Genomic DNA, 20,904 nt, shown 5'->3' with positions numbered 1-20,904 from the left:
ATGTTCGCGGTCTTTGTCGGCTCAATCTCCGGCGATTTCAAGTTGTAGCTCGTGCGGCCTTGACCCGATTCCGGTGATTTCCAACTGCACCTGATCGCGGCGTCCCTCGGCATAGCCTTTTTCGGGCGAGAAGAAATCCTGGTTGACGTTGAAGATCCGGAAGCCTCGATTGAGGTAGAAGATGATGTTGTCGGCTTCCCATGCGCCCGTGCCGACAATCAGCCGATCGATCTTGATCGCGCGGCAATGGCCGACTGCCGCTTCGATCAGGCGGCTGCCGAACCCTTGCCGCTGCCGCTCGGCGAGAACTGCGAGGCTCACGAGTTCCACAACTCCGTCGTCATCGAAGACAAGCGCTAAACCGGCGATCAGCGCGCCGTCGTACGCGACGAGCACTGTTCCGAGCCCATAATAGCTTTCGATCTGGCTTTCAAATTCATCTGCGAGACGAAACAGCGGCAGCAATGCATCTCTGTCGCCCTCATAGATCTCAATGTGCATGTGCTGGCTCCCTGTTCCAACATCGCACTACGCCGGCGAAGACGTCGGTGTTTCAAATCCGGTGCTGATGTCGTCAGGGTCATCACATCTGCTTGAGAACTTATCCCCGCTCGCAAAACCTCCCGCATACTCGTCTCACCTCGCCTCGACGAACAACGGACAATCTCGAGACCGTTCGGAGATTGGGGGTGAGCGGCTGGTCGACGCTTTGTGCTCAAGGGGGTAACGGCCCGAGGCACGAGCGGAGCGAACCGTCCGGTGATCATAGTGCATGCGGCACCAACCGCCGGAGGGTTAAGGCACCTCCCATGCCGGACCGGTCGATCAGAACCCCAGCGACGGAGCGCGCTAAGGCGCTGTTTCATTCTTCGGAACGAGAACGGCACCAGGTGCCGGCGCGCTCCGTCTCCGCTTTTCATCCGCCGGTGCCACCGCACGCGGCGATGAACGCACGGGCGCAAGCCCATGTGCAGAACCTGGAGCAGACACCGCGTCACGAATGCTATAAGCGGCTTCGTTCGCCAAGCCACTCTGTTGTTCGGAGAGTCCAGTGTCGCTCGCACTCTACGGCCATCCCTTCTCGTCTTACACGCAGAAGGTTTTGATCGCGCTCTATGAGAACAGGACGCCGTTCGAATTCCGCAACATCGGACCCGATACGCCAGAGCACACCAGCGCGTGGCTGCGGCTTTGGCCTCTGGCCAGGTTTCCCCTGCTGATGGATGGCGAGCGCAGTTTCGTCGAAGCCACCATCATCATCGAATATCTGCAACTCGCGCATCCCGGCCCCACGCGCTTGATGCCCGAGAACCCGATGACGGCGCTGGATATCCGATTTCTCGATCGTTTTTTCGATCTTTACATCATGGACCCGGTGCAGTTTGCCGTGAACTGTGCGCTGAACCGCCTACCCGTGAACCCCGAAGAAGGCAGGCGATTGGCCGGCGAGCGGCTGGAACGGGCATACGCGTGGATGGAACGAACGCTCCCCGGCCGCGACTGGGCCGCCGGATCAGATTTCAGTCTGGCCGACTGCGCCGCCGCCCCGTCACTGTTCTATTCGGATTGGACCCATCCGATCTCTCCTTCCTACCCGCTGCTGCGCGAATACCGCGCGCGCCTGCTTGCCCGTCCGTCATTCGCCCGCGCGGTCGACGAGGCTCGACAATTTCGATCGTTTTTTCCCCTCGGCGCCCCCGACAGGGATTGAATTCAGCTGGGGCCACGCCGAGAGCGCCAATACGCGCTCAAGGCGCCGGTTGACAGAGCCGCTTGTCTCCTATGAAGAATACGGCAGTTCCCCTTTATTCCTGAACAGGATAGCTGCCGATGGCTTCGACGCGTACGCCCGCCAAGTTTTTCTCGCCCCTCGCCATCGGTGCCCCCGAACCTTACCGCGCGCTGCCCGTCAAGCTTGAGCGCATGATCCATTTCGTGCCGCCGCATAACGAAAAAATCCGCTCGAAGATCAAAGAGCTGGCCGCGCAGGTCGACGTCGTGCTTGGCAACCTCGAGGACGCCGTGCCCCTCGACCAGAAGGAAAACGCCCGCAAGGGCTTCATCCAGATGGTGCGCGACAACGATCTCGGCGCGACCGGTGTCTGGACCCGCATCAACTGCCTGAACTCACCCTGGGTGCTCGACGACGTGACCGAAATCGTCTCCAGCGTCGGCAACAAGCTCGACGTCATCATGCTGCCGAAGGTCGAAGGCCCGTGGGACATCCACTACCTCGACCAATTGCTGGCGCAGCTCGAAGCCAAGCACGGCGTCAAGAAGCCGATCCTGATCCACGCCATTCTCGAAACGGCTGAAGGCGTCAATAACGTCGAAGCCATCGCGGCGGCGTCTCCGCGCATGCACGGCATGAGCCTCGGCCCCGCCGATCTCGCTGCCTCGCGCGGCATGAAGACCACCCGCGTCGGCGGCGGCCACCCCGATTACGGCGTCCTGGCCGATGCGCAGAAGGACAACCCCTCCGCGTCCCGGCCTTTCTACCAGCAGGACCTCTGGCACTATACCGTCGGCAAGATGGTCGATGCCTGCCTCGCTTACGGCTTGAAGCCCTTCTACGGCCCCTTCGGCGATTTCTCCGACCTCGCCGCCTGCGAAGCCCAGTTCAGGAATGCGTTCCTCCAGGGCTGCCTCGGCGCCTGGTCGCTGCACCCGACCCAGATCGAGATTGCAAAACGCGTTTTCTCTCCCGATCCGGCGGAAGTGAAATTCGCCAAGCGCATCCTCGACGCCATGCCGGACGGCACCGGCGCCGTCATGCTCGATGGCAAGATGCAGGACGACGCCACATGGAAGCAGGCGAAAGTCATCGTCGACCTGGCCAAGATCGTGGCCTCGAAGGACGCCGAACGCGCCGCACTTTATGGCGACCTCTAGCGCGTTGGCGCACTTGCGCGCTGACCCCAGCCGTCACACATTCACGCCATGAGTGACATCAAACACGCAAAATTCTCGATCGGTCAGGTCGTCCGCCATCGGCTCTATCCGTTCCGCGGCCTGATCTTCGATATCGATCCCGAATTCGCCAACACCGAGGAATGGTGGCTGTCCATTCCGGAGGAAGTGCGCCCCGGGAAAAACCAGCCCTACTATCACCTCTTCGCCGAGAACGCCGAGACGACCTATCTCGCCTATGTGTCCGAGCAGAACCTGCTTCTCGACGACACCAATCTGCCGCTCCGCCATCCCGATATCGAAGATCACTTCATCGCCGACGGCAACGGCGGTTATCGGCTGCGCCCCGAGTCCACCAACTAGCCTCTACGTACCCGGCCGGCCCGACCGCAACGAAAAGCCGGATAATAAAAGACCGCCCCGACGGATGTCGGGACGGTCCAATATCAGGCGGCGGAAACCCGCGCCGATCAGTTTTTCTTGGTCGAGCTCGTGGTGGTCGGAGCCTGCTGAACGGGCGGCGCGCCAGGGCCATCGAGCGGCAGATTCTTCATCTCGTTCTCTTTCCACTTTTCGGCCATCTGCTGCTGACGCTGACGGATCTGCGCCATCAGCTGGCTGCGTGCCTCGGCATACTTTTTGTTGTCGACCGGAGGACCGGCGGCAGCTTCGTTGTAGCCATCGAGAGGCACCGGGAACCCGATCGGCTGCGCCGCTGCGTTCATGGCGAGAACCATGATGCCTCCACCCTTCGACATCTGATCGAGGATTTCAGGCGTCGCTTCCGTCTCGGCCGTACATCCGGCCGGATGGCAGAGCGCGTACTTCAGTTCGATCGGCTTCAGCTTCGTCTCGTCGATTTTCTCGCCCTTCGCGGCGGCTGCCCACTGCTCTTTCGAGTAGACGGCGGCGCGAACGCCCGGCGGGATCGCCATGCCGAGCGGCACCATGACCATCAGCGATTTCTTCGGCGAACCCTCGACCGTGCGGATCGCCGCCGAAACCAGAACCATGCCGGTGTTGCCGTCGAGACGCTCATGATGCGTAAGGCAGAGCGACTTCTCCGATTTCACATCCTTGCCGTCCGGTCCTTTGGTCACGACCGGCGCTTTTTCGCAAAGCTTGACCCAGGCGCTCTGGGGCTTGGTGGCCGCAGCGGTCTTGGCAGCGGGTGCGGCAGCAGCCGGAGCTTTTTTGGCGTCTGCGGCCTGTGCCACTGCGGAAGCGCCGCCCAGAACCACCGCAATCGAAACGGCTGATGCGAGCACCCTGCCGCCCGCGCGCAATACTGCGTTTGCCATCAACGTAAAAATCCTCGCTTGTTTTGAGCCGGCCTGACCAGCTCGTCCCCTCAAAATCGCCGCGCCAAGTGCTTGAAACCAAGCCCGCGCAGACACGGCATTCTCCTCTGCCGTTCAGGAGCCGACTAAGGCTCCGAATGCGGCAATCCCGTGGCCGGTTGAAGCACCAATTGGGGGCTTCGCCGCACCCTAAGCCAACGTGGCCGCGCAGCAACTGCGACAAGCTGGACAGGCGTGGGAAGCCGCCATTAGAACAAACCCGGCGGTTATCGAGCGAGCGTCTCAACCACCGAGATTTGCCCGCGATACCAAGAAGATGGACAAAATTTTAGATGCCGGTGCTGTCATTCGGGAAGTTTTCGCTCGTCGCCGCGCTGTTGATCGCTTTCGGCGCCGCCGCTGAGGCAGCACCCGTGCGCGCCGTGGCGCTTCACGGCAAACCTCTCTTCAATGACGATTTCACGGCATTTCCCTACGTCAATCCCGACGCCCCCAAAGGCGGAAAGCTGACGCTCGGCGTGCTCGGATCCTATGAAAACGTCAATCCGCTGATCGTCGGCGGCACGCCCGCGTCCGGCATCCGTGAATTCGTCATCGAAGGGCTGATGGCCCGCAGCCTCGATGAACCGTTCACCCTTTACGGTCTGCTCGCCGAGACGATCGACATTGCCGACGACCGCAAATCGGTAACATTCAATCTCAATCCGGCCGCCCGCTTTTCCGACCGCACGCCGGTGACGCCCGAAGACGTCATCAACTCGTTTCAATTGCTGAAAGACAAAGGCCGGCCGAACCACCGAACCTATTTCGCCAAGGTGACGAAAGCCGAAAAGGTCGGCGACCGCGGCATCCGCTTCACCTTCGAGGATGCGAACGACCGCGAGCTGCCGCTGATCCTCGGCGTCATGCCGGTCTTTGCAGCTCACGCAACGACAGCGGACGAATTCGCCTCTGCATCGATGACGCCTCTCGTCGGCTCCGGTCCCTATACGGTCTCGAAAATCGACGCCGGCCGCGCCATCAGCTACCGGCGCGATCCCGACTATTGGGGCAAAGACTTGCCCGTCAATCGCGGGCGCTTCAACTTCGACGACATCCGCTTCGACTACTATCGCGACGCCTCGACCATGTTCGAGGCATTCAAGGCCGGCAACATCGATCTGCGCCTTGAAGAGGATCCCGGGCGCTGGGCCAGCGGATATGATATCCCCGCCGTTCACGACGGGCGTATCATCAAGGCCGAATTCGACATCGGCTTGCCCGCAGGCATGACGGCACTCGTATTCAACACCCGCCGCCCGATCTTTTCCGATCCACGCGTGCGCCGGGCCCTGATGACCCTGTTTGACTTCGAATGGTGCAACCGAACGCTCTACAATGGTCTTTTCAAACGCACCGAAAGCTATTTCGAACGTTCGTATCTGGCGTCGACCGGTCATCCCGCCGACGCCTACGAAAAGAACCTTCTTGCGCCGTTCCCTGATGCGGTCCGGCCCGAAATCATGGCCGGCACCTATCGCTTCCCGACCTCCGACGGCAGCGGCCAGGATCGCCCGAACCAGAAAGCGGCCTTCGCGCTTCTCAAGGAGGCGGGCATGGTTCTGAAGAACGGCCGCATGGTCAACGGCGCGACCGGCCAGCCTCTTTCTTTTGAAATTCTCGCCAACAGCAATGCCCAGGAAGCGCTGCTGCTGAGCTACGCCCGAAGCTTGGCTCCCCTCGGCATCGTTGCGCGCGTCCGTCTCGTCGACAGCGCGCAGTATCAGGCGCGGCTGACCGAATTCGATTTCGATATGATCCAGAACACGTGGGCCTCGTCGCTGTCGCCCGGCAACGAGCAGCTGTTCCGCTGGTCCGAGAAGACCGCCGACGCCAAAGGCTCGTTCAACTACGCCGGCGTAAAAAATCCCGCCGCAGACGCGATGATCGAGGCGATGCTCGCCGCCAACACCGAGGTCGATTTCATTTCGTCAGTGCATGCGCTCGATCGGGTTCTTCTTTCTGGCGACTACGTCGTGCCGCTGTTCTACACGCCGCGCCAATGGGTGCCGTATTGGGCTCGCCTGAAGCACCCGGAGAAGACGCCGCTGTTCGGCTATTCCGTCGATACCTGGTGGACGGAAACGAAATGACGGCGGCCGAAGAGACGTCCTTCAACATCGCGGATTACGCCATCGGCCGCGTCGCGCGCCGCACGCCCGGCAAGATCGCACTGCTCGTCCACGATACGCATTCGCCCGACCGTCCGACCGAAAGCTGGACCTTCGCCGAAATCGAAGACGCCATATTGCGGCTGGCCGCCGGATTGTCGGCGCGCGGTCTGAAACGCGGTGATCGCATTGCCATCAGGCTTGGAAACTCCAGCCAGTCGGCGTTACTGTTTTTCGCCGCGATGGCGGCCGGCTTCATCGCCCTTCCACTCTCCGACCAATTGACGGCGACCGAACTGAAAATGCTGCTTGCCGACAGCGGCGCCGCGGCCATCGCGACTTCGGCACAACTCGCGCCGGACATCGTCTCAGCTGGCACGCTCGTGCTGACATCCGATGACATTGCGTCCTTCATGCGCGGACCCGCCCGTGCGAGCTACGCACCAACAATAGAAAACGACCCGGCATTTCTCATCTACACATCCGGCACGACGTCGAAACCCAAAGGCGTCCTCCACGCGCATCGCTCCGCGCTCGGACGCAAACCGATGTATCAAGGCTGGTACGGCATCACGCCCGACGATCGCATGCTGCACGCCGGCGCTTTCAACTGGACCTTCACGCTCGGCGTCGGCCTGACCGACCCGTGGGCGAACGGCGCGACCGCCATCGTCTGCACCGGCGACAAGTCGCCGGAACTTTGGCCCGCACTTATCGCACACACCGGCGCAACGCTCTTCGCAGCGGTGCCTGGCGTCTATCGCCAGATCATGAAATACGCCCGCCCCGAACCGGGCTCGCTTGGAAATCTCCGTCACGGCTTGATGGCGGGAGAAACCCCGCCGCCCGGATTGATCGAGGAATGGATGGCCGCCACCGGCCTCCCGCTCTATGAAGCCCTCGGCATGAGCGAAATCTCGACCTACATTTCGACTGGTCCGTCCGTACCGTACCGGCCCGGCACCGTCGGAAAACCGCAGGCCGGACGCCGCGTCGCAATCCTACCCGCCGAAGGCAGCGACGCTCCGTTGCCCAGCGGCGAAGAAGGCCTGATCGCCGTCCACCGCTCCGATCCCGGCTTGATGCTCGGCTACTGGAACCGGCCCGATGAAGAAACCGAAGTGCTGCGCGGCGATTGGTTCGTCGGTGGCGACCTCGGCGCGATCGATAGCGACGGCTACGTCACGCATCTTGGCCGCGCCAACGAGTTGATGAACGCCGGCGGCTACCGCGTCTCGCCCCTCGAAATCGAAGCCGCGCTCGCGGCCTTTCCCGGCGTTGCGGAAGTCGCCTGCTCAGAAATTCGCATCCGCAGCGATGTGTCGATCATCGGCGCATTTATCGTCGGCAACGATCAGATGCCGCGCGACGCCGCCGCGATCAGAGCCTTCGCCGCAGAACGCCTCGCCGCTTACAAGGTGCCGAAAGAGATCGTCTTCATCGACAAACTCCCGCGCACCCCCAACGGTAAGGTGCAAAGGAAGGCTTTGACGGCGCTCGTCCATTCCAAATAACCGTCATCCCGGCGAAGGCCGGGATCCAGTCGGCCTCTGAATAACGGATGCGGATCGTCGTCTGGGTGCCGGCCTACGCCGGCATGACGAGGAGGAAAAATCCGCACAGGCTAAGCAGCCTTTTTCGTTTTTGCGGCAAGGTCGGCGAACTGCTGCACCAGCGCGCGCACGCCCTTGAGACGCAGCTCCGGCAGATCCCAGTCGGAGCGATAGACCAGCCGCTGATCAGGCTGCACTTTCAAAAGCCCGCGCGAATTCTGTACGAACGCGATGAGCCCCTCGGGATTCGCGAACTTGCCCTTGTAGAGTGTGATGACCGCTCCCTTCGGACCGGCATCGACCTTGGCGATACCGGCCGCGCGGCAAAGCCCCTTGATCTCCATCACATCGAGCAGATGCTCGACCTCCGGTGGCAGCGGACCGAAGCGATCGACCAGCTCCGCCGCGAACGCATCGATCTCTGAGCGTTTTTCCAGGCTCGACAATCGCCGGTAAAGCCCAAGCCGCAATTGCAAGTCTGAAACGTACGTCTCCGGAATCATGATCGACGTGCCAAGCTGGATCTCCGGACTCCACTTGTCGTCTGCTTCCAGATCGCCGCCCTTCATCGCCGCGACAGCCTCTTCAAGCATCGACTGATAAAGCTCGAAGCCGACCTCGCGAATATGACCCGACTGCTCTTCGCCAAGCAGATTGCCGGCGCCGCGAATATCGAGATCGTGCGACGCCAGCGAGAAACCGGCGCCGAGCGTATCGAGCGACTGCAGAACTTTCAGCCGCTTTTCGGCGCCCTCGGTCAGTTTCTGCCCCGGCGGCGTCGTGATGTAGGCGTAAGCACGCGTCTTCGATCGTCCGACACGACCGCGAAGCTGATAAAGTTGCGCCAGTCCGAACATATCGGCGCGATGCACGATCAGCGTGTTCGCATTCGGCACATCGAGCCCGGATTCGACGATCGCAGTCGACAGCAGAATGTCGTACTTGCCCTCGTAGAACGCCGTCATCACGTCTTCGAGGTCGGTCGGCGACATTTGCCCGGTGGCGCGCGCGAACGCGAGATCCGGCACCGCTTCGCGCAGGAACTCCGCAATGTCGTCGAGATCGGAAATGCGCGGCGCGACGTAATAGGTCTGGCCGCCACGGAAGCGTTCGCGCCGCAGTGCCTCCTTCAAAATCACTGGGTCGAACGGCGATATGAACGTCCTGACCGCCAGACGATCGACCGGTGGCGTCGTGATCAGCGAAAGCTCGCGCACGCCCGTCAGCGCCAGTTGCAGCGTGCGCGGGATCGGCGTCGCCGACAGCGTCAGCACATGCACATCCTCGCGCATTTTTTTCAGGCGCTCTTTGTGATTGACGCCGAAGTGCTGCTCTTCGTCGATGATGAGCAGCCCGAGCCGCGCGAACTCGATCGATTTCCCCAGCAGCGCATGCGTACCGACGACGATATCGACATTGCCGGATTTCAATCCGGCCTTTACTTCGGCAAGCTCCTTCGTGCCGACCATGCGTGATGCCTGCGCGATCGTAACCGGCAACCCCTGGAAGCGCTGACTGAACGTCCGGAAATGCTGCCGCGCGAGCAGCGTCGTCGGCACCACCACCGCAACCTGCAGACCGTTCATCGCCGCGACGAAGGCGGCGCGAATGGCGACTTCCGTCTTGCCGAAGCCCACGTCTCCGCAAACGAGCCGGTCCATCGGCTTGCCCGAAGCCAGATCGCCGAGCACTGCTTCGATGCTCGCCGCCTGATCCTCCGTCTCTTCATAAGGAAAGCGCGCGACGAATTCGTCATACGCGCCGGTGGGCGGAATGAGCACCGGCGCCTCGCGCATTGCCCGCAGCGCTGCGATCTTGATCAACTCATTGGCGATCTCGCGCAGCCGCTTTTTGAGCTTGGCCTTGCGCGTCTGCCAGCCGACACCGCCGAGGCGGTCGAGTTGTGTGTCGCCCTCGTCTGAGGAACCGTAGCGTGACAGAAGCTCGATGTTCTCGACCGGCAGAAACAGCTTGTCGCCGCCCGCGTAGTGCAGCTCCAGGCAGTCATGCGGCGCGCCGAGCGCCGTGATCGTCTGCAGGCCCGCAAAGCGGCCGATGCCGTGATCGCTATGCACGACGAGATCGCCGACCGACAAGCTCGTCGCTTCGGTCAGAACGTCAGCCGCCTTTTTCGCGCGGCGGCGCTGGCGCACGAGCCGATCGCCGAGAATGTCTTGTTCGGCGATGACGGCGAAATCCGGCGTCTCAAAACCTTCCTCGATACCGAACACGGCGAATGCCGTCTCGTTCGGACGCATCGCCTGCACATCGGCGAAACTCTCGACCTTCACGGTATCTTTCAGTCCGTGATCTTCGAGCAAAGTGATCAGCCGCTCGCGCGCACCCGGCGTCCAGCACGCCAGGATCACGCGGCGATTGTCGCCCTGAATGCGCCGGATATGGCCGACGGCCGCATCGAAGACATTCGCATCCGGATTGGCGCGCTCGGCCGCGAACGTCCGCCCGCGGCGGCCGTGCATCTGATAGACGTTCGTCGTGCCAGGATCGTCGAACGGCGTCAGACGCGAAACGGCCCGCGCCTCCAACGCCGCCTTCCAGTCCTTGCCGTCGAGGAACATCTGATCCGGCGGCACCGGCTTGTACGGCGGCGCGCCGAAGCGCTGCCCTTCGAGAGAATCCACGCGCGCTTCGTAATGCTCGCGAATCTGCTCGAACCGCCGCTGGATCGCTTCGTCCGACAGATGATCGAAGCTGATGCCGACACCCGGCAGGTAATCGAACAACGTCTCGAGGCTCGGATGGAACAGCGGCAACCAATGTTCCTGGCCGACATAGCGGCGACCGCTGCTCACTGCTTCGTAAAGCGGATCGTCGCCGGTATTGCCCCCGAACAGCGCCACGTAACGCGTGCGGAACAACGCCGTCGCCGCGTCCCCGAACGCCACCTCGCTCACCGGCATCAGCGAGAACTTCGGCACCGCCTTCAGCGAACGCTGCGTCTCGGCATCGAATGCCTTGATCGTCTCCAGCTGGTCTCCGAAGAAGTCGAGTCGAAGCGGCACGCTGCGCCCCGGCGGATAGAGATCGAGGATACCACCGCGCTGCGCGTATTCGCCGGGCTCCATCACCGTGCTCGAACGGTCGTAGCCGTAAGACTCGAGCCTCTTGATGAGATCGGCCGGATCGAGCCGCTGACCGGGCGCTATCGTCTTGACCGCACCGCGAATGAAGCTCCGCGGCGGCAAGCGCTGCAAAATGGCATTGACCGTCGTCAGCACCAGCGTCGGCTTTTTCCGCCCACCAACCGCCAGCTTGCCGAGCGCCGTGATCCGCTTCGCGACGATCTCCGGGTTCGGGCTCGTCCGGTCGTACGGCACCGTATCCCACGACGGAAACGGCACGATCGAAACGTCGGGCGCGAAGAATTCGACAGCCGCTTGAAGCTCATCAAGCCGCCGGTCGTCGCGCACGACATGCAGATGAAGGCCCGGCTGATCGGCCGCCCGCGCCGCCTTGGTGATGTCGGCGATCACACGGCCGTCGAAGCCTTCCGGAACGCCTGAGAAGATGGAGCGTGAATTTCGAACTTGCGTCGTCATCAAATCGTCTTAGCTCGCCTTGGGCTCAAGGCCATGAAAGGCGCGAATGTCATTCACAAGATCTTCGAACTCGATGCCGGCGAAACCTTCGCCCGAGAAGATCCACTGTTGCAGCGCCGGATCGGGAACGGTCAGAAAGCGCTCGAAGCGGCCCATTTCGTCATCCGAATACCCCGCCAGACGGGCATCTGCATAACGCCCGACCAGCACGTCCATTTCCTTCGTGCCCCGGTGGTGAGCGCGGTAGGACGCACGCCGCCTGCGCGTTTCGAGATCCTCGGTCATTTGAAGTCCGGATTGCATGGCAATGGTATAAGCCGCCCTGGCCGCTTGACTGTGTGCCGGTGGGCCGCCACGGTGCGCCATTCGCGAAGGGCTCCTATAGCGCCCGCCGCTCGCCCCGCCTAGCGCGACCGGCGATGCTTATTGCCGCGACCTTGGGTAGCGGCCGCGAAACTGAGCAACCGCGAGCCGTTCCGACGATGCGCCCCGCCCTTTTGAACCCACTTTTTGCATCGGCGCAAACTCTTACCGGCATCGGTCCGCGGCTGATCCAGCTGCTGAAGAAATGCCTGTCGCTGCCACCCGGCATCTCCGAACCGCGCGTTATCGACGTGCTCTGGCACATGCCGACGGGTGTCATCGACCGCCGCAGCCAGCCCCGGCTGGCCGAAGCCATACCCGGAACCATCGTCACGCTGGAACTGAGGGTCCTGAAGCACAAGCCGTCACCGCGCGGAAACACCAAGGTCCCCTATAAGGTGACGTGCGAAGACGACACCGCGCGCATCGACCTGGTGTTTTTCCATGCCGAGCACAAGTTCATCGAAAAGCAATTGCCCGTCGGCGAGATCCGTTTCGTCTCGGGCCGCATCGAGCGCTACGGCGACAATCTGCAGATGGCGCATCCAGATTATATCGTGTCGCCGGAAGCGCGAAGCGAGATGCCGCTGCTCGAACCCGTCTATCCGTTGACCGCCGGGCTCTCGGGCAAGGTCGCATTGAAGGCCGCGCGGCAGGCCCTCGACCGCATCCCCGAATTCCCGGAATGGCAGGAGCCACAGTGGCTGAAAGCGCGTTCGTGGCCGCCATTCAAGGAGGCCGCGAACCGCATCCATCAACCCGTCGATGCGCAGGACGTTTCGATGGGAGCCGCACCTTGGCAGCGCCTCGCATTCGACGAGCTTCTCGCCGGCCAGCTTGCGTTCGCGCTCGTCCGCCGCAATCTCAAGACCGAACGCGGCCGTCGTCTCTCAGGAAACGGAGAGATCCGCGCCAAGATCGCAGCGGCGCTGCCGTTCTCGCTGACCGGATCGCAAAAGAACGCGCTTGAAGAAATCTCCGCCGACCTCGCCGCGCCGCACCGGATGCTACGTCTGCTGCAGGGCGACGTCGGCTCCGGCAAAACGGTGGTCGCGCTGATGACCATGGCGATCGCCGCCGAAGAGGGTGCTCAGGCCGCCTTGATGGCGCCGACCGAAGTGCTCGCGCGCCAGCATATCGATACGATCGCGCCGCTGGCAGAGGCGGCGGGATTGCGCCTCGCCCTCCTCACCGGCCGCGAGAAAGGCAAAACGCGCGACGCCGTCATTTCCCGCCTCGCATCGGGCGAAATCGACATCCTTGTGGGCACTCACGCGCTGTTCCAATCCGATGTCGTGTTCAAGGACCTGGCCGTCGCCGTCATCGACGAGCAGCACCGCTTCGGCGTGCATCAGCGCATGGCGCTGCAGGCCAAGGGCTCGAACGGCGATACGAACGTTTTGGTCATGACCGCGACGCCCATCCCGCGCACGCTGCTGATGACCCACTACGGCGATCTCGATGTTTCGAAGCTCACGGAGAAACCCGCGGGCCGAAAGCCCATCGTGACCAAGATGCTGCCGCTCGAAATGCTCGAACGCTTGATTGACCGGCTCCGCGTCCAACTCGCCGAAGGTGCGCAGGTCTATTGGGTCTGTCCGCTGATCGAAAGCTCGGAAGTCACCGACCTCGCCGCCGCCGAGGAACGCTTCGCCTACCTGCGTCAGCTCTTTGGCGACGTTGTCGGCTTGCTCCATGGCGGCATGGCCGGCAAGGAGAAAGACGAGACGATGGCCGCGTTCGCTGCCAACAAGCTCAAGATCCTGGTCGCGACGACCGTCATCGAGGTCGGCGTCAACGTGCCGAATGCCAACATCATGGTGATCGAGCACACCGAGCGCTTCGGCCTCGCGCAGCTGCACCAGCTTCGCGGCCGCGTCGGTCGCGGCTCGCGTGAATCCTTCTGCATGCTGCTCTACAAAGCGCCGTTGGGCGAAACCGCCGAACAACGCCTAAAAATGATGGAAGAGACCGAGGACGGCTTCAAAATCGCAGAAAAGGATCTGGAATTGCGCGGCGGCGGAGAAATTCTCGGCGCCCGTCAGAGTGGAGCCCCTGGCTTTCGCATCGCCGAGGTTCCCGGTTTGGATGTTCTGCTCGAAGCCGCACGCGACGACGCCGTGCTGATGCTGGAGAAAGACCCCAATCTCGTCTCACCGCGCGGGCAGGCGCTGCGCACGCTGCTTTATCTTTTCGAGTGCGACGAAGCCGTGCGGCTTTTCCGTGCGGCTTAGAATCTGAACTTTTAAGCCGGAGGTTTGTCGCCGAGCCGAAGGCGGGACTTTTTCTGCGCCGCTTCCGCCAGCCGCTTCAGCTTTTCCTGCTCTGTATCCGGCATCACGATGCCGCCCGAAAGAATGATCTTTGCCGCCTCTTCGACGGTCATATTGAGAAACACCACGTTGCTGCGCGGCACGAAGCAGATGAATCCGGTCGGCGGCACGATGCCGGTCGGCATGAAAACCGTCAGCAGATCACCCTCGCCGCCGGGCTTCACATCCTTGATCTCGCCCGTCGTCTCGCCGGTCACGAACACCAGGCTCCAGATCTCCTTCGAGGGGAATTCGATCATCCCGACTTTCTGAAAGCTCTGGTTCGATCCTGTCGTCGAGATCACGCTTTCAAAAATCTGCTTCAGCGCCCCATAGACGTTCCGCACGATCGGGGTTCGCGACATCATCAGTTCGCCCGACGAAACGAGCGTCCGTCCGAGCAGGTTGGCGGCCAGCGCCCCGATCAGCGTCAGCCCCAACACCGCAATTACGAGCCCGAGGCCCGGAACCGGGAACGGCAGATACGTATCGGGGTTGAACGTGATCGGAAGCAGCGGCTTGATCCAGGCGTCGATCCAATGGATGACACCCCACATGATCCAGAGCGTGATCGTCACCGGACCGACGATCACCAAGCCTGTCAGAAAGGCATTGCGGAAACGCGAACCGAGACGCCAGCCGGTCTTTCCGCTGTCGCTCGCTAGTCGCTTCAGACCCGCGGTTAATTGCGCATTGGACGGGCCAACGTTCGGGCCGCGCCGGGGATCGAATTCTGGATCAACCGGTGGAGGAACCATACTCTCCTACTCGAGCACACGCCCGACGGAGACGGGCTGGCCTCAGTTTGTCACGACCAGACAGTCAAGGCCACTGCTTCTAAGTTTGTTGCAGAGACTACGCGGCTCGGCATCGGAAGCATATCCGCCGATCCGAACACGATAGAACGTGCCCATGCTGCCGATAACGGCGGAATCGACCACGGGAGCATGATTTCCAAGCTCCGCACCGTGCTCTGCGACGAGCTTTTGCGCCAGAGCCTCGGCCTCGGCTTTCGACCGAAGTGCGGCAATGTAAATCTTGAACTTGCCCTTCGTCAGGACCGCGGACTTCTGTTGCACTTCCGGAGCATAAGAAGCCTTCTGCGCCTTGAACGATTCCCGCTCGGAGCGGCTTGCAACGGTCGTGGCACTGCTCCAGCTCGACGTTTCCGGCGCAGCGGCCGTCGAAGCCGTCGTTACAGTAGCAGCCGGTGCACCGGCATCCGGAGCCGGCGTCGACGATCCGCCGCTGAACATGTTTGAGAAGAAGCCGGAAACATTGCCGGGAATGGCCGTTACAGTTTGGCTGAATGACGAACCCGAGCTCGGTGCGGCAGGCGCCGGTTCCGGGGTAGATGATTGGCCCCAGCCGAAAATGCTTCCGATTCCGGATGATGACGCGGCGGGTTTCGTCTCTTGGCTGGCGACTGCCGGCGAAGCCGCCGACTGCAGCGTCGTTTCACCGTTGACGGCTGTCTGCGTAATTGTCGCTGTTTTATCCGCTCCTGCGGCCGCTTTCTGAGCGCCAGCCGCCTCTGCAATCGCAGCCGCCGAAAGCCCGGCCGAACCCGCGTCAGGACCTGAAGCCGTTTTCGTCGAAGCACCGGCTTCAGCCGTTGCCGCCGGTGCTTTCGCGCCGATCGCCCGCTGGTCCGGCGTACTGCCGGTATCCGATAGACCGGCCATCCGATAAGCCTCGGACCGTTCCGCGATCGCCGATTTCTGATCGCTGGGCGAGAGACCGTTTTTCAACCAGATCGCACTGGTGAGATCGGAAATCGCTTGCCCCGGCTGGTTGGTTTTTTTGTATGCAAGGCCGCGCGTCAAAAGCGCTTTTGCCATTGCGGGCGGGGCGAGCGTGCCCGACTTCACCGCAGTCGACAATTGTTCGATCGAGGATTGATATTTGCCAGCGGCAAAAGCCTTGAGACCGGCATCATAGGCTTTTTGCGCCGCCTCTTTTTCGGCGGCCTTGGCATCGGGATTCCCAGCCTGCGGCCCCTGTGCCGATGGGCCGGCCGGCTGAGCGGCAGCTTTCGCCTTTCGAGCTTCACTCACCGACGGCCAAGTTGAAAGCGCGCCAGCAAAAACGCACACCACGGTTGCGGCAAGCGCCATCCGGCGCGCGAGCACATGGAATGACGTCATGTCTCCCCGTACCTTCCCCACTGGTCCCTTCTCGACTGGCTTGCCCCCTCAAAGCAACAGCCAAACGAGGCGAATTGAGGACCCCCAACACCGGTTGATCCCGGCTCTGCTTGCTTTGCTTACTCTACAGTCACCGATTTCGCCAGATTTCTCGGCTGATCGACATCTGTGCCCATCAACACCGCCGTCTGGTAGGCGATGAGTTGAGTTGGCACAGCATAGATCATTGGTGCCACAAAGCGATCGACCTTCGGCATTTGGATGTGGGCAGCGAGCTTACAACCGGCTTTTTCCCCATCGCCGTCAGAGATGAGGAGCACTTGGCCGCCCCGCGCCGCCACTTCCTGAAGGTTCGAAACGGTCTTCTCGAACAGCTCGTCTTCCGGTGCCACCACGACGACGGGCACGGTCTCGTCGATGAGAGCGATCGGACCATGCTTTAGCTCGCCGGCAGCATAACCCTCGGCATGGATGTAGGAAATTTCCTTGAGTTTCAGCGCTCCCTCGAGCGCGATGGGGAAGCTTGAGCCCCGGCCGAGGTACAGCACATCGCGTGCTTTCGCCAACTCGTGCGCGACTGCGATGAAGGGCTCTTCGCTGCGCAGGATGGTGGCGATGTGGCGCGGCACCTCCATCAGCGATTTGACGAGCGCCGTCTCCTCTTCGACGCTGATCGTACCGCGGGCCCGGGCGATCGCAATGGCAAGGCACGCGAGCACCGAAAGCTGGCAGGTGAATGCCTTGGTCGATGCCACGCCGATCTCGGGCCCCGCGAGTGTCGGCAGCACGGTGTGCGATTCACGGGCAATCGTGGACGTCCGGACGTTGACGATAGAAGCGATGCGCTGCCCGTTGGCCTTGGCGTAGCGCAGCGTCGCGAGCGTATCGGCCGTTTCGCCCGATTGCGAAACGAAGACGGCGAGCCCGTTTTCCGGCAGAGGCGCTTCGCGATAGCGCATCTCCGAGGCGACATCGATATCGACCGGCACGCGCGCGAACCTCTCGATCCAGTATTTCGCGACAAGCCCCGCATAATAGGCCGTTCCGCAGGCCGAGATCGTCACGCGGCTGATTTTGGTCAGATCGACACCGAGATCCGGGAAACGCACGCGCGCCTGCGCCATGTCGAGGTAATTCGCGAGCGTGTGCGAAATCACCTCCGGCTGCTCATGAATTTCCTTCGCCATGAAGTGGCGATAATTGCCCTTGTCGATCAACAGCGAACTCGCAACGGCTTTGACGAGCGGTCTTTCAACCCGGACACCGTCGAGATTGAAGATCTCGGCGCCCGAGCGATGCAGCACCGCCCAGTCGCCTTCCTCGAGATAAGTGATGGCGTCCGTGAAAGGCGCAAGCGCGATGGCATCCGATCCCAGATACATTTCGCCGGACCCGTGCCCGATCGCAAGCGGGGAACCCTTGCGTGCTGCGATCATCAGGTCGTCTTCGCCCGCGAAAATGATGCCGAGCGCGAAGGCCCCCTGCAGATGCTGCAGCGCATCGCGGACCGCTTCGACCGGCTTCGCCCCGTGATCGAGTTCATCGGTAATGAGATGGACGACCGCCTCGGTGTCGGTATCGGTCTCGAATTTATGTCCCTTGGCTTCGAGACTGGTGCGAAGCTCACGGAAATTCTCGATGATGCCGTTGTGGACGACAGAAACCTTCGCCGTCATGTGCGGATGCGCGTTCCGCTCCGTCGGACGACCGTGCGTCGCCCAGCGCGTATGGCCGATGCCGGTCCGGCCCGCGAGCGGTTCTACGTTGAGCCGCTTTTCAAGATTGCGAAGTTTGCCCTCGGCCCGTCGGCGCTCGATGCCCGCGCCCTCGACCGTCGCCACCCCGGCCGAATCATAGCCGCGATATTCGAGCCGTCGCAGCGCGTCGACCAGATTGGTCGAAACCGCCGTTTTTCCGAGAATTCCGACGATCCCACACATTGGACCGGCTCCCCCTAATGCGCTTCCCCCATCCGACGATGGCGGTGGTTAAGGATCTTCTCAAATCAAAGAATATTTCAGAAGAACGCATGCAATTCGCACACCAATCGGGCGATTGGTTAACTTTTGTTTTTCTGCGCCGCTTTGCGCCTGGTCATCATGATCCGGAACTTGTCCGCCCAACCCGGCCGTTCCTCCTGAGCGCTTCGCGAGAGGGCCAGGGCACCGGGACTGACGTCCTTGGTGATGACACTGCCGGATCCGATGTAGGCATCCTTGCCGACTTTGACAGGCGCGACCAGCGACGTGTTCGAACCGACGAAGGCTCCCTCGCCGATTTCCGTCTTCTCTTTGTTGAATCCGTCATAATTGCAGAAGATCGTCCCCGCGCCGATGTTGGCGCCGGCTCCCACATCCCCATCGCCCAGATACGACAAGTGATTGGCTTTGGCGCCGACACCGACCGTCGTGTTTTTGACCTCGACGAAATTTCCGATGTGGGCGTTTTCGCCAAGCCGCGCGCCCGGCCGCAGTCGCGCGAACGGACCAAGACGCACGCCCTTGCCGATTATCGAGCGTTCGACGTGGCAGAACCCGAGAATCTGCGCCCCTTCCTCGACCGTCACACCCGGTCCGAAAATAACGTTCGGCTCGATCGTGACGTCGGACGCGATCTGCGTATCGAAGCTGAGCCAAACCGTCTCGGGCGCGATCATCGTCACGCCGTTGCGCATCATTTCGGATCGCGCTCGCGCCTGCCAGATCGCTTCCGCTTCGGCGAGCTGCTCTCGGGTATTGATGCCAAGAACGTCGTCTGCCCGGCATTCGACGACGGTTGCGCGAACGCCCATCTCCCCGCCGACCGCTACTGAATCGGTGAGATAGTATTCGCCCTTCGCATTAGCATCGCCGATGCGCGACAGCAGACCCGTCAAGTCCGGCACCCGGAACGCCATGACTCCTGAGTTGCATAAACCGATTTTTTTCTCGGCTGCGGTCGCGTCCTTTTCCTCGCGAATACCGATGAGGGCACCATCGCCGCTGCGAAGAAGACGTCCGTAGCCGGTAGGGTCTTTCGGATTAAAACCGAGAACGGCAATGCGAGACCCGGCGTCCAGCGCCGCCCTGAGCCTGGCCAACACTTCCGGCCTGACAAGCGGTGTATCGGCGAAAAGTACGACGACGTCAGCGCCGCCATGCTGCTCGAGCGCCGGTTTTGCGGCTAGAACCGCATCCGCTGTTCCTCGCTGGCTCGCCTGCACAAAGATTTTCGCATCCGGAACGATCCGCGTTGCTTCCGCGGCGACCGCGTCGCCGTCGGGCGCGACCACCACCGCGATGTCGCCGCCGACCTCCGACGCCGTGGTCAGCAGGTGTGCGATCATCGACTGTCCGGCGATCTTATGCAGAACCTTCGGCAGCGACGATTTCATTCGCGTGCCCTTGCCTGCGGCAAGCACCACAAAAAGACAGGGCCGGGAACTCATGAATGACCTTGCGTTACCATTGCGACGGAAAGCCGTGTGCTTGTGCGCGGACGAAGCGTCAAGCCGGCGGCCTCGCCTTGCCATAGCGCCAGCGCTCTACCCGCCGCAAGTCCTGCATCGGGCGTTGAATTTCCCATTCGGAAACACAAAGTCGCACCGTCATATGTTCCCGCGCCTTTGCTCAGGAGTTACCGGCAGATAGCGCATTTGCTGCATCTCGGCCTCCGTCCACAGCTTCGCGTCGCGCCTGCCGTCCTCACCATTGCGGCAAACGCACGTCCGACCCAACCTCAGCCACACAGGAAAAACGATTCGGGACTGATCCGGCCTCCGGAAAGCCCGAAAGTCATTAGGACGACCGACATCATGAGCAAGCCCGCAGCCGATCGGCCGATGCGCAGGAAAACCAACGCCTCCTCCCAAACAGCGATCTGGGCGGTCCTGGGCGCCGTGGGCCTCGGCTACCTCGGGGTCGCCTTCTTCGCCCCGGCAATGCTTCCGGACCTGTCTGGCGGGCACCAGCACGCCAGCGACGCGAAGGTTCTCGAGGTTGCGGCCAACGTCGAGACCTTGAAGATGTCACTGACGCAACTTCAGTCCGAAGTGTCGTCCATTCATGGCCAGGTGACGGATCAGGCCACGCAGACCCAACAGCTGAGCTCTCAGCTCACCGCTCTTGACGATAAAGTCCGTCTGGCGCAGGGGCCGACGACCACGACGACAGCCTCCGCCGAGCCGCAAGCGGCGCCCGCCGGCTCTGACGGCGCTCCTATGGACGGGACGGACGCAGGCCCGGCTCCCGCCAAGATTATCAACGCATCGCCCGCTCCCGGTGCCCCGATCGAGACCGGTAGCGTCGATAAGCCGATCTCGTTCGGCCCAGCCGTCGTCAAACCCGCGCCGAAGATTTTCGGTCTCCAACTCGCCACCGATCCCTCGATCGACGGCCTGCGCGTTACCTGGGGTGCGCTGTCTCAAATCCACTCCCAGCAGCTGAGCCACTTGAAGGCGCGTTATGCCGATCTCGGAACAGCGACTAGTCCAAGTTTCGGGCTGATCGCAGGTCCCGTGAAATCAAAGGCCGAAGCCCGGAAGCTGTGCAAGGAACTGGCCGCGCAATCCATCACCTGCAAAGTCAGCGAATATCGCGGCGCCGATCTTTAGAACACCCCGGCAATCGC

General features: G+C 62.0%; 15 protein-coding genes. 7 read left to right on the top strand and 8 right to left on the bottom strand.

The annotated features are described in order from the left end of the window. Window positions 1–21: 21 nt before the first annotated feature. Window positions 22–501, bottom strand: coding sequence for a GNAT family N-acetyltransferase (locus QM780_RS04925; protein ID WP_415069373.1), 480 nt, complete (start codon window positions 499–501; stop codon window positions 22–24). Between the two features lie 550 nt (window positions 502–1,051). Here QM780_RS04925 and QM780_RS04920 point away from each other — a divergent pair. The 3 genes from QM780_RS04920 (at window position 1,052) to hspQ (ending at window position 3,273) form a co-directional block, all read left to right on the top strand. Further along, entirely contained in the window at window positions 1,052–1,711 is a 660-nt protein-coding gene (locus tag QM780_RS04920) for a glutathione S-transferase family protein (RefSeq protein ID WP_415069372.1), read from the top strand. 119 nt (window positions 1,712–1,830) lie between these two features. Further along, complete coding sequence (locus QM780_RS04915; protein WP_415069371.1) at window positions 1,831–2,892, top strand: HpcH/HpaI aldolase/citrate lyase family protein; 1,062 nt, start codon at window positions 1,831–1,833, stop codon at window positions 2,890–2,892. 48 nt (window positions 2,893–2,940) lie between these two features. Continuing rightward, the gene (gene hspQ / locus QM780_RS04910) at window positions 2,941–3,273 is read left to right on the top strand and encodes a heat shock protein HspQ (protein ID WP_415069370.1); all 333 of its coding nucleotides are present in this window, start codon (window positions 2,941–2,943) and stop codon (window positions 3,271–3,273) included. Between the two features lie 107 nt (window positions 3,274–3,380). On the opposite strand, the gene QM780_RS04905 is transcribed toward hspQ, so the two are convergent. After that, window positions 3,381–4,211 carry an invasion associated locus B family protein gene (locus QM780_RS04905; protein WP_415069369.1) on the bottom strand — a complete coding sequence of 277 codons (831 nt, stop codon included), beginning with the start codon at window positions 4,209–4,211 and terminating at the stop codon, window positions 3,381–3,383. Window positions 4,212–4,543: 332 nt separating this feature from the next. Here QM780_RS04905 and QM780_RS04900 point away from each other — a divergent pair, with 332 nt between their 5' ends. Together QM780_RS04900 and QM780_RS04895 are read left to right on the top strand one after the other, a co-directional pair. After that, window positions 4,544–6,343 (top strand): extracellular solute-binding protein, encoded by a 1,800-nt coding sequence (locus QM780_RS04900; protein ID WP_415069368.1) that lies wholly within the window; start codon window positions 4,544–4,546, stop codon window positions 6,341–6,343. Beyond that, window positions 6,340–7,875, top strand: coding sequence for a class I adenylate-forming enzyme family protein (locus QM780_RS04895; RefSeq protein ID WP_415069367.1), 1,536 nt, complete (start codon window positions 6,340–6,342; stop codon window positions 7,873–7,875). Before QM780_RS04900 ends, QM780_RS04895 begins: the two co-directional genes overlap by 4 nt. A gap of 110 nt (window positions 7,876–7,985) precedes the next feature. Here QM780_RS04895 and mfd read toward each other — a convergent pair whose 3' ends face one another. Continuing rightward, window positions 7,986–11,474 carry a transcription-repair coupling factor gene (mfd, locus tag QM780_RS04890; protein ID WP_415069366.1) on the bottom strand — a complete coding sequence of 1,163 codons (3,489 nt, stop codon included), beginning with the start codon at window positions 11,472–11,474 and terminating at the stop codon, window positions 7,986–7,988. A gap of 9 nt (window positions 11,475–11,483) precedes the next feature. Continuing rightward, window positions 11,484–11,840, bottom strand: a complete 357-nt coding sequence (locus QM780_RS04885) for a succinate dehydrogenase assembly factor 2 (protein WP_415069365.1) — start codon at window positions 11,838–11,840, stop codon at window positions 11,484–11,486. 116 nt (window positions 11,841–11,956) lie between these two features. Here QM780_RS04885 and recG point away from each other — a divergent pair, with 116 nt between their 5' ends. Next, complete coding sequence (gene recG, locus QM780_RS04880; RefSeq protein WP_415069364.1) at window positions 11,957–14,071, top strand: ATP-dependent DNA helicase RecG; 2,115 nt, start codon at window positions 11,957–11,959, stop codon at window positions 14,069–14,071. Window positions 14,072–14,082: 11 nt separating this feature from the next. Here recG and QM780_RS04875 read toward each other — a convergent pair whose 3' ends face one another. The 4 genes from QM780_RS04875 to glmU form a co-directional block, all read right to left on the bottom strand. Next, entirely contained in the window at window positions 14,083–14,907 is an 825-nt protein-coding gene (locus QM780_RS04875; RefSeq protein WP_415069363.1) for a DUF502 domain-containing protein, read from the bottom strand. 42 nt (window positions 14,908–14,949) lie between these two features. Continuing rightward, window positions 14,950–16,317: an SPOR domain-containing protein gene (locus QM780_RS04870; RefSeq protein ID WP_415069362.1), complete on the bottom strand. Its 1,368-nt coding sequence runs from the start codon at window positions 16,315–16,317 to the stop codon at window positions 14,950–14,952. Window positions 16,318–16,415: 98 nt separating this feature from the next. Beyond that, entirely contained in the window at window positions 16,416–18,236 is a 1,821-nt protein-coding gene (glmS, locus tag QM780_RS04865) for a glutamine--fructose-6-phosphate transaminase (isomerizing) (protein ID WP_415069361.1), read from the bottom strand. Between the two features lie 119 nt (window positions 18,237–18,355). Beyond that, on the bottom strand, window positions 18,356–19,723 hold the full coding sequence (gene glmU / locus QM780_RS04860; protein WP_415069360.1) for a bifunctional UDP-N-acetylglucosamine diphosphorylase/glucosamine-1-phosphate N-acetyltransferase GlmU: 1,368 nt from the start codon (window positions 19,721–19,723) through the stop codon (window positions 18,356–18,358). 366 nt (window positions 19,724–20,089) lie between these two features. Between glmU and QM780_RS04855 the strand changes: the two genes are divergently transcribed. After that, a complete protein-coding gene (locus QM780_RS04855; RefSeq protein ID WP_415069359.1) occupies window positions 20,090–20,887 on the top strand; it encodes an SPOR domain-containing protein in 798 nt (265 codons plus the stop codon). Window positions 20,888–20,904: the final 17 nt, after the last annotated feature.

This window comes from Hyphomicrobium sp. (assembly GCF_047600905.1).
Classification (GTDB): Bacteria; Pseudomonadota; Alphaproteobacteria; order Rhizobiales; family Hyphomicrobiaceae; genus Hyphomicrobium_B.
This window is presented reverse-complemented; position numbering and strand designations above follow the sequence as displayed.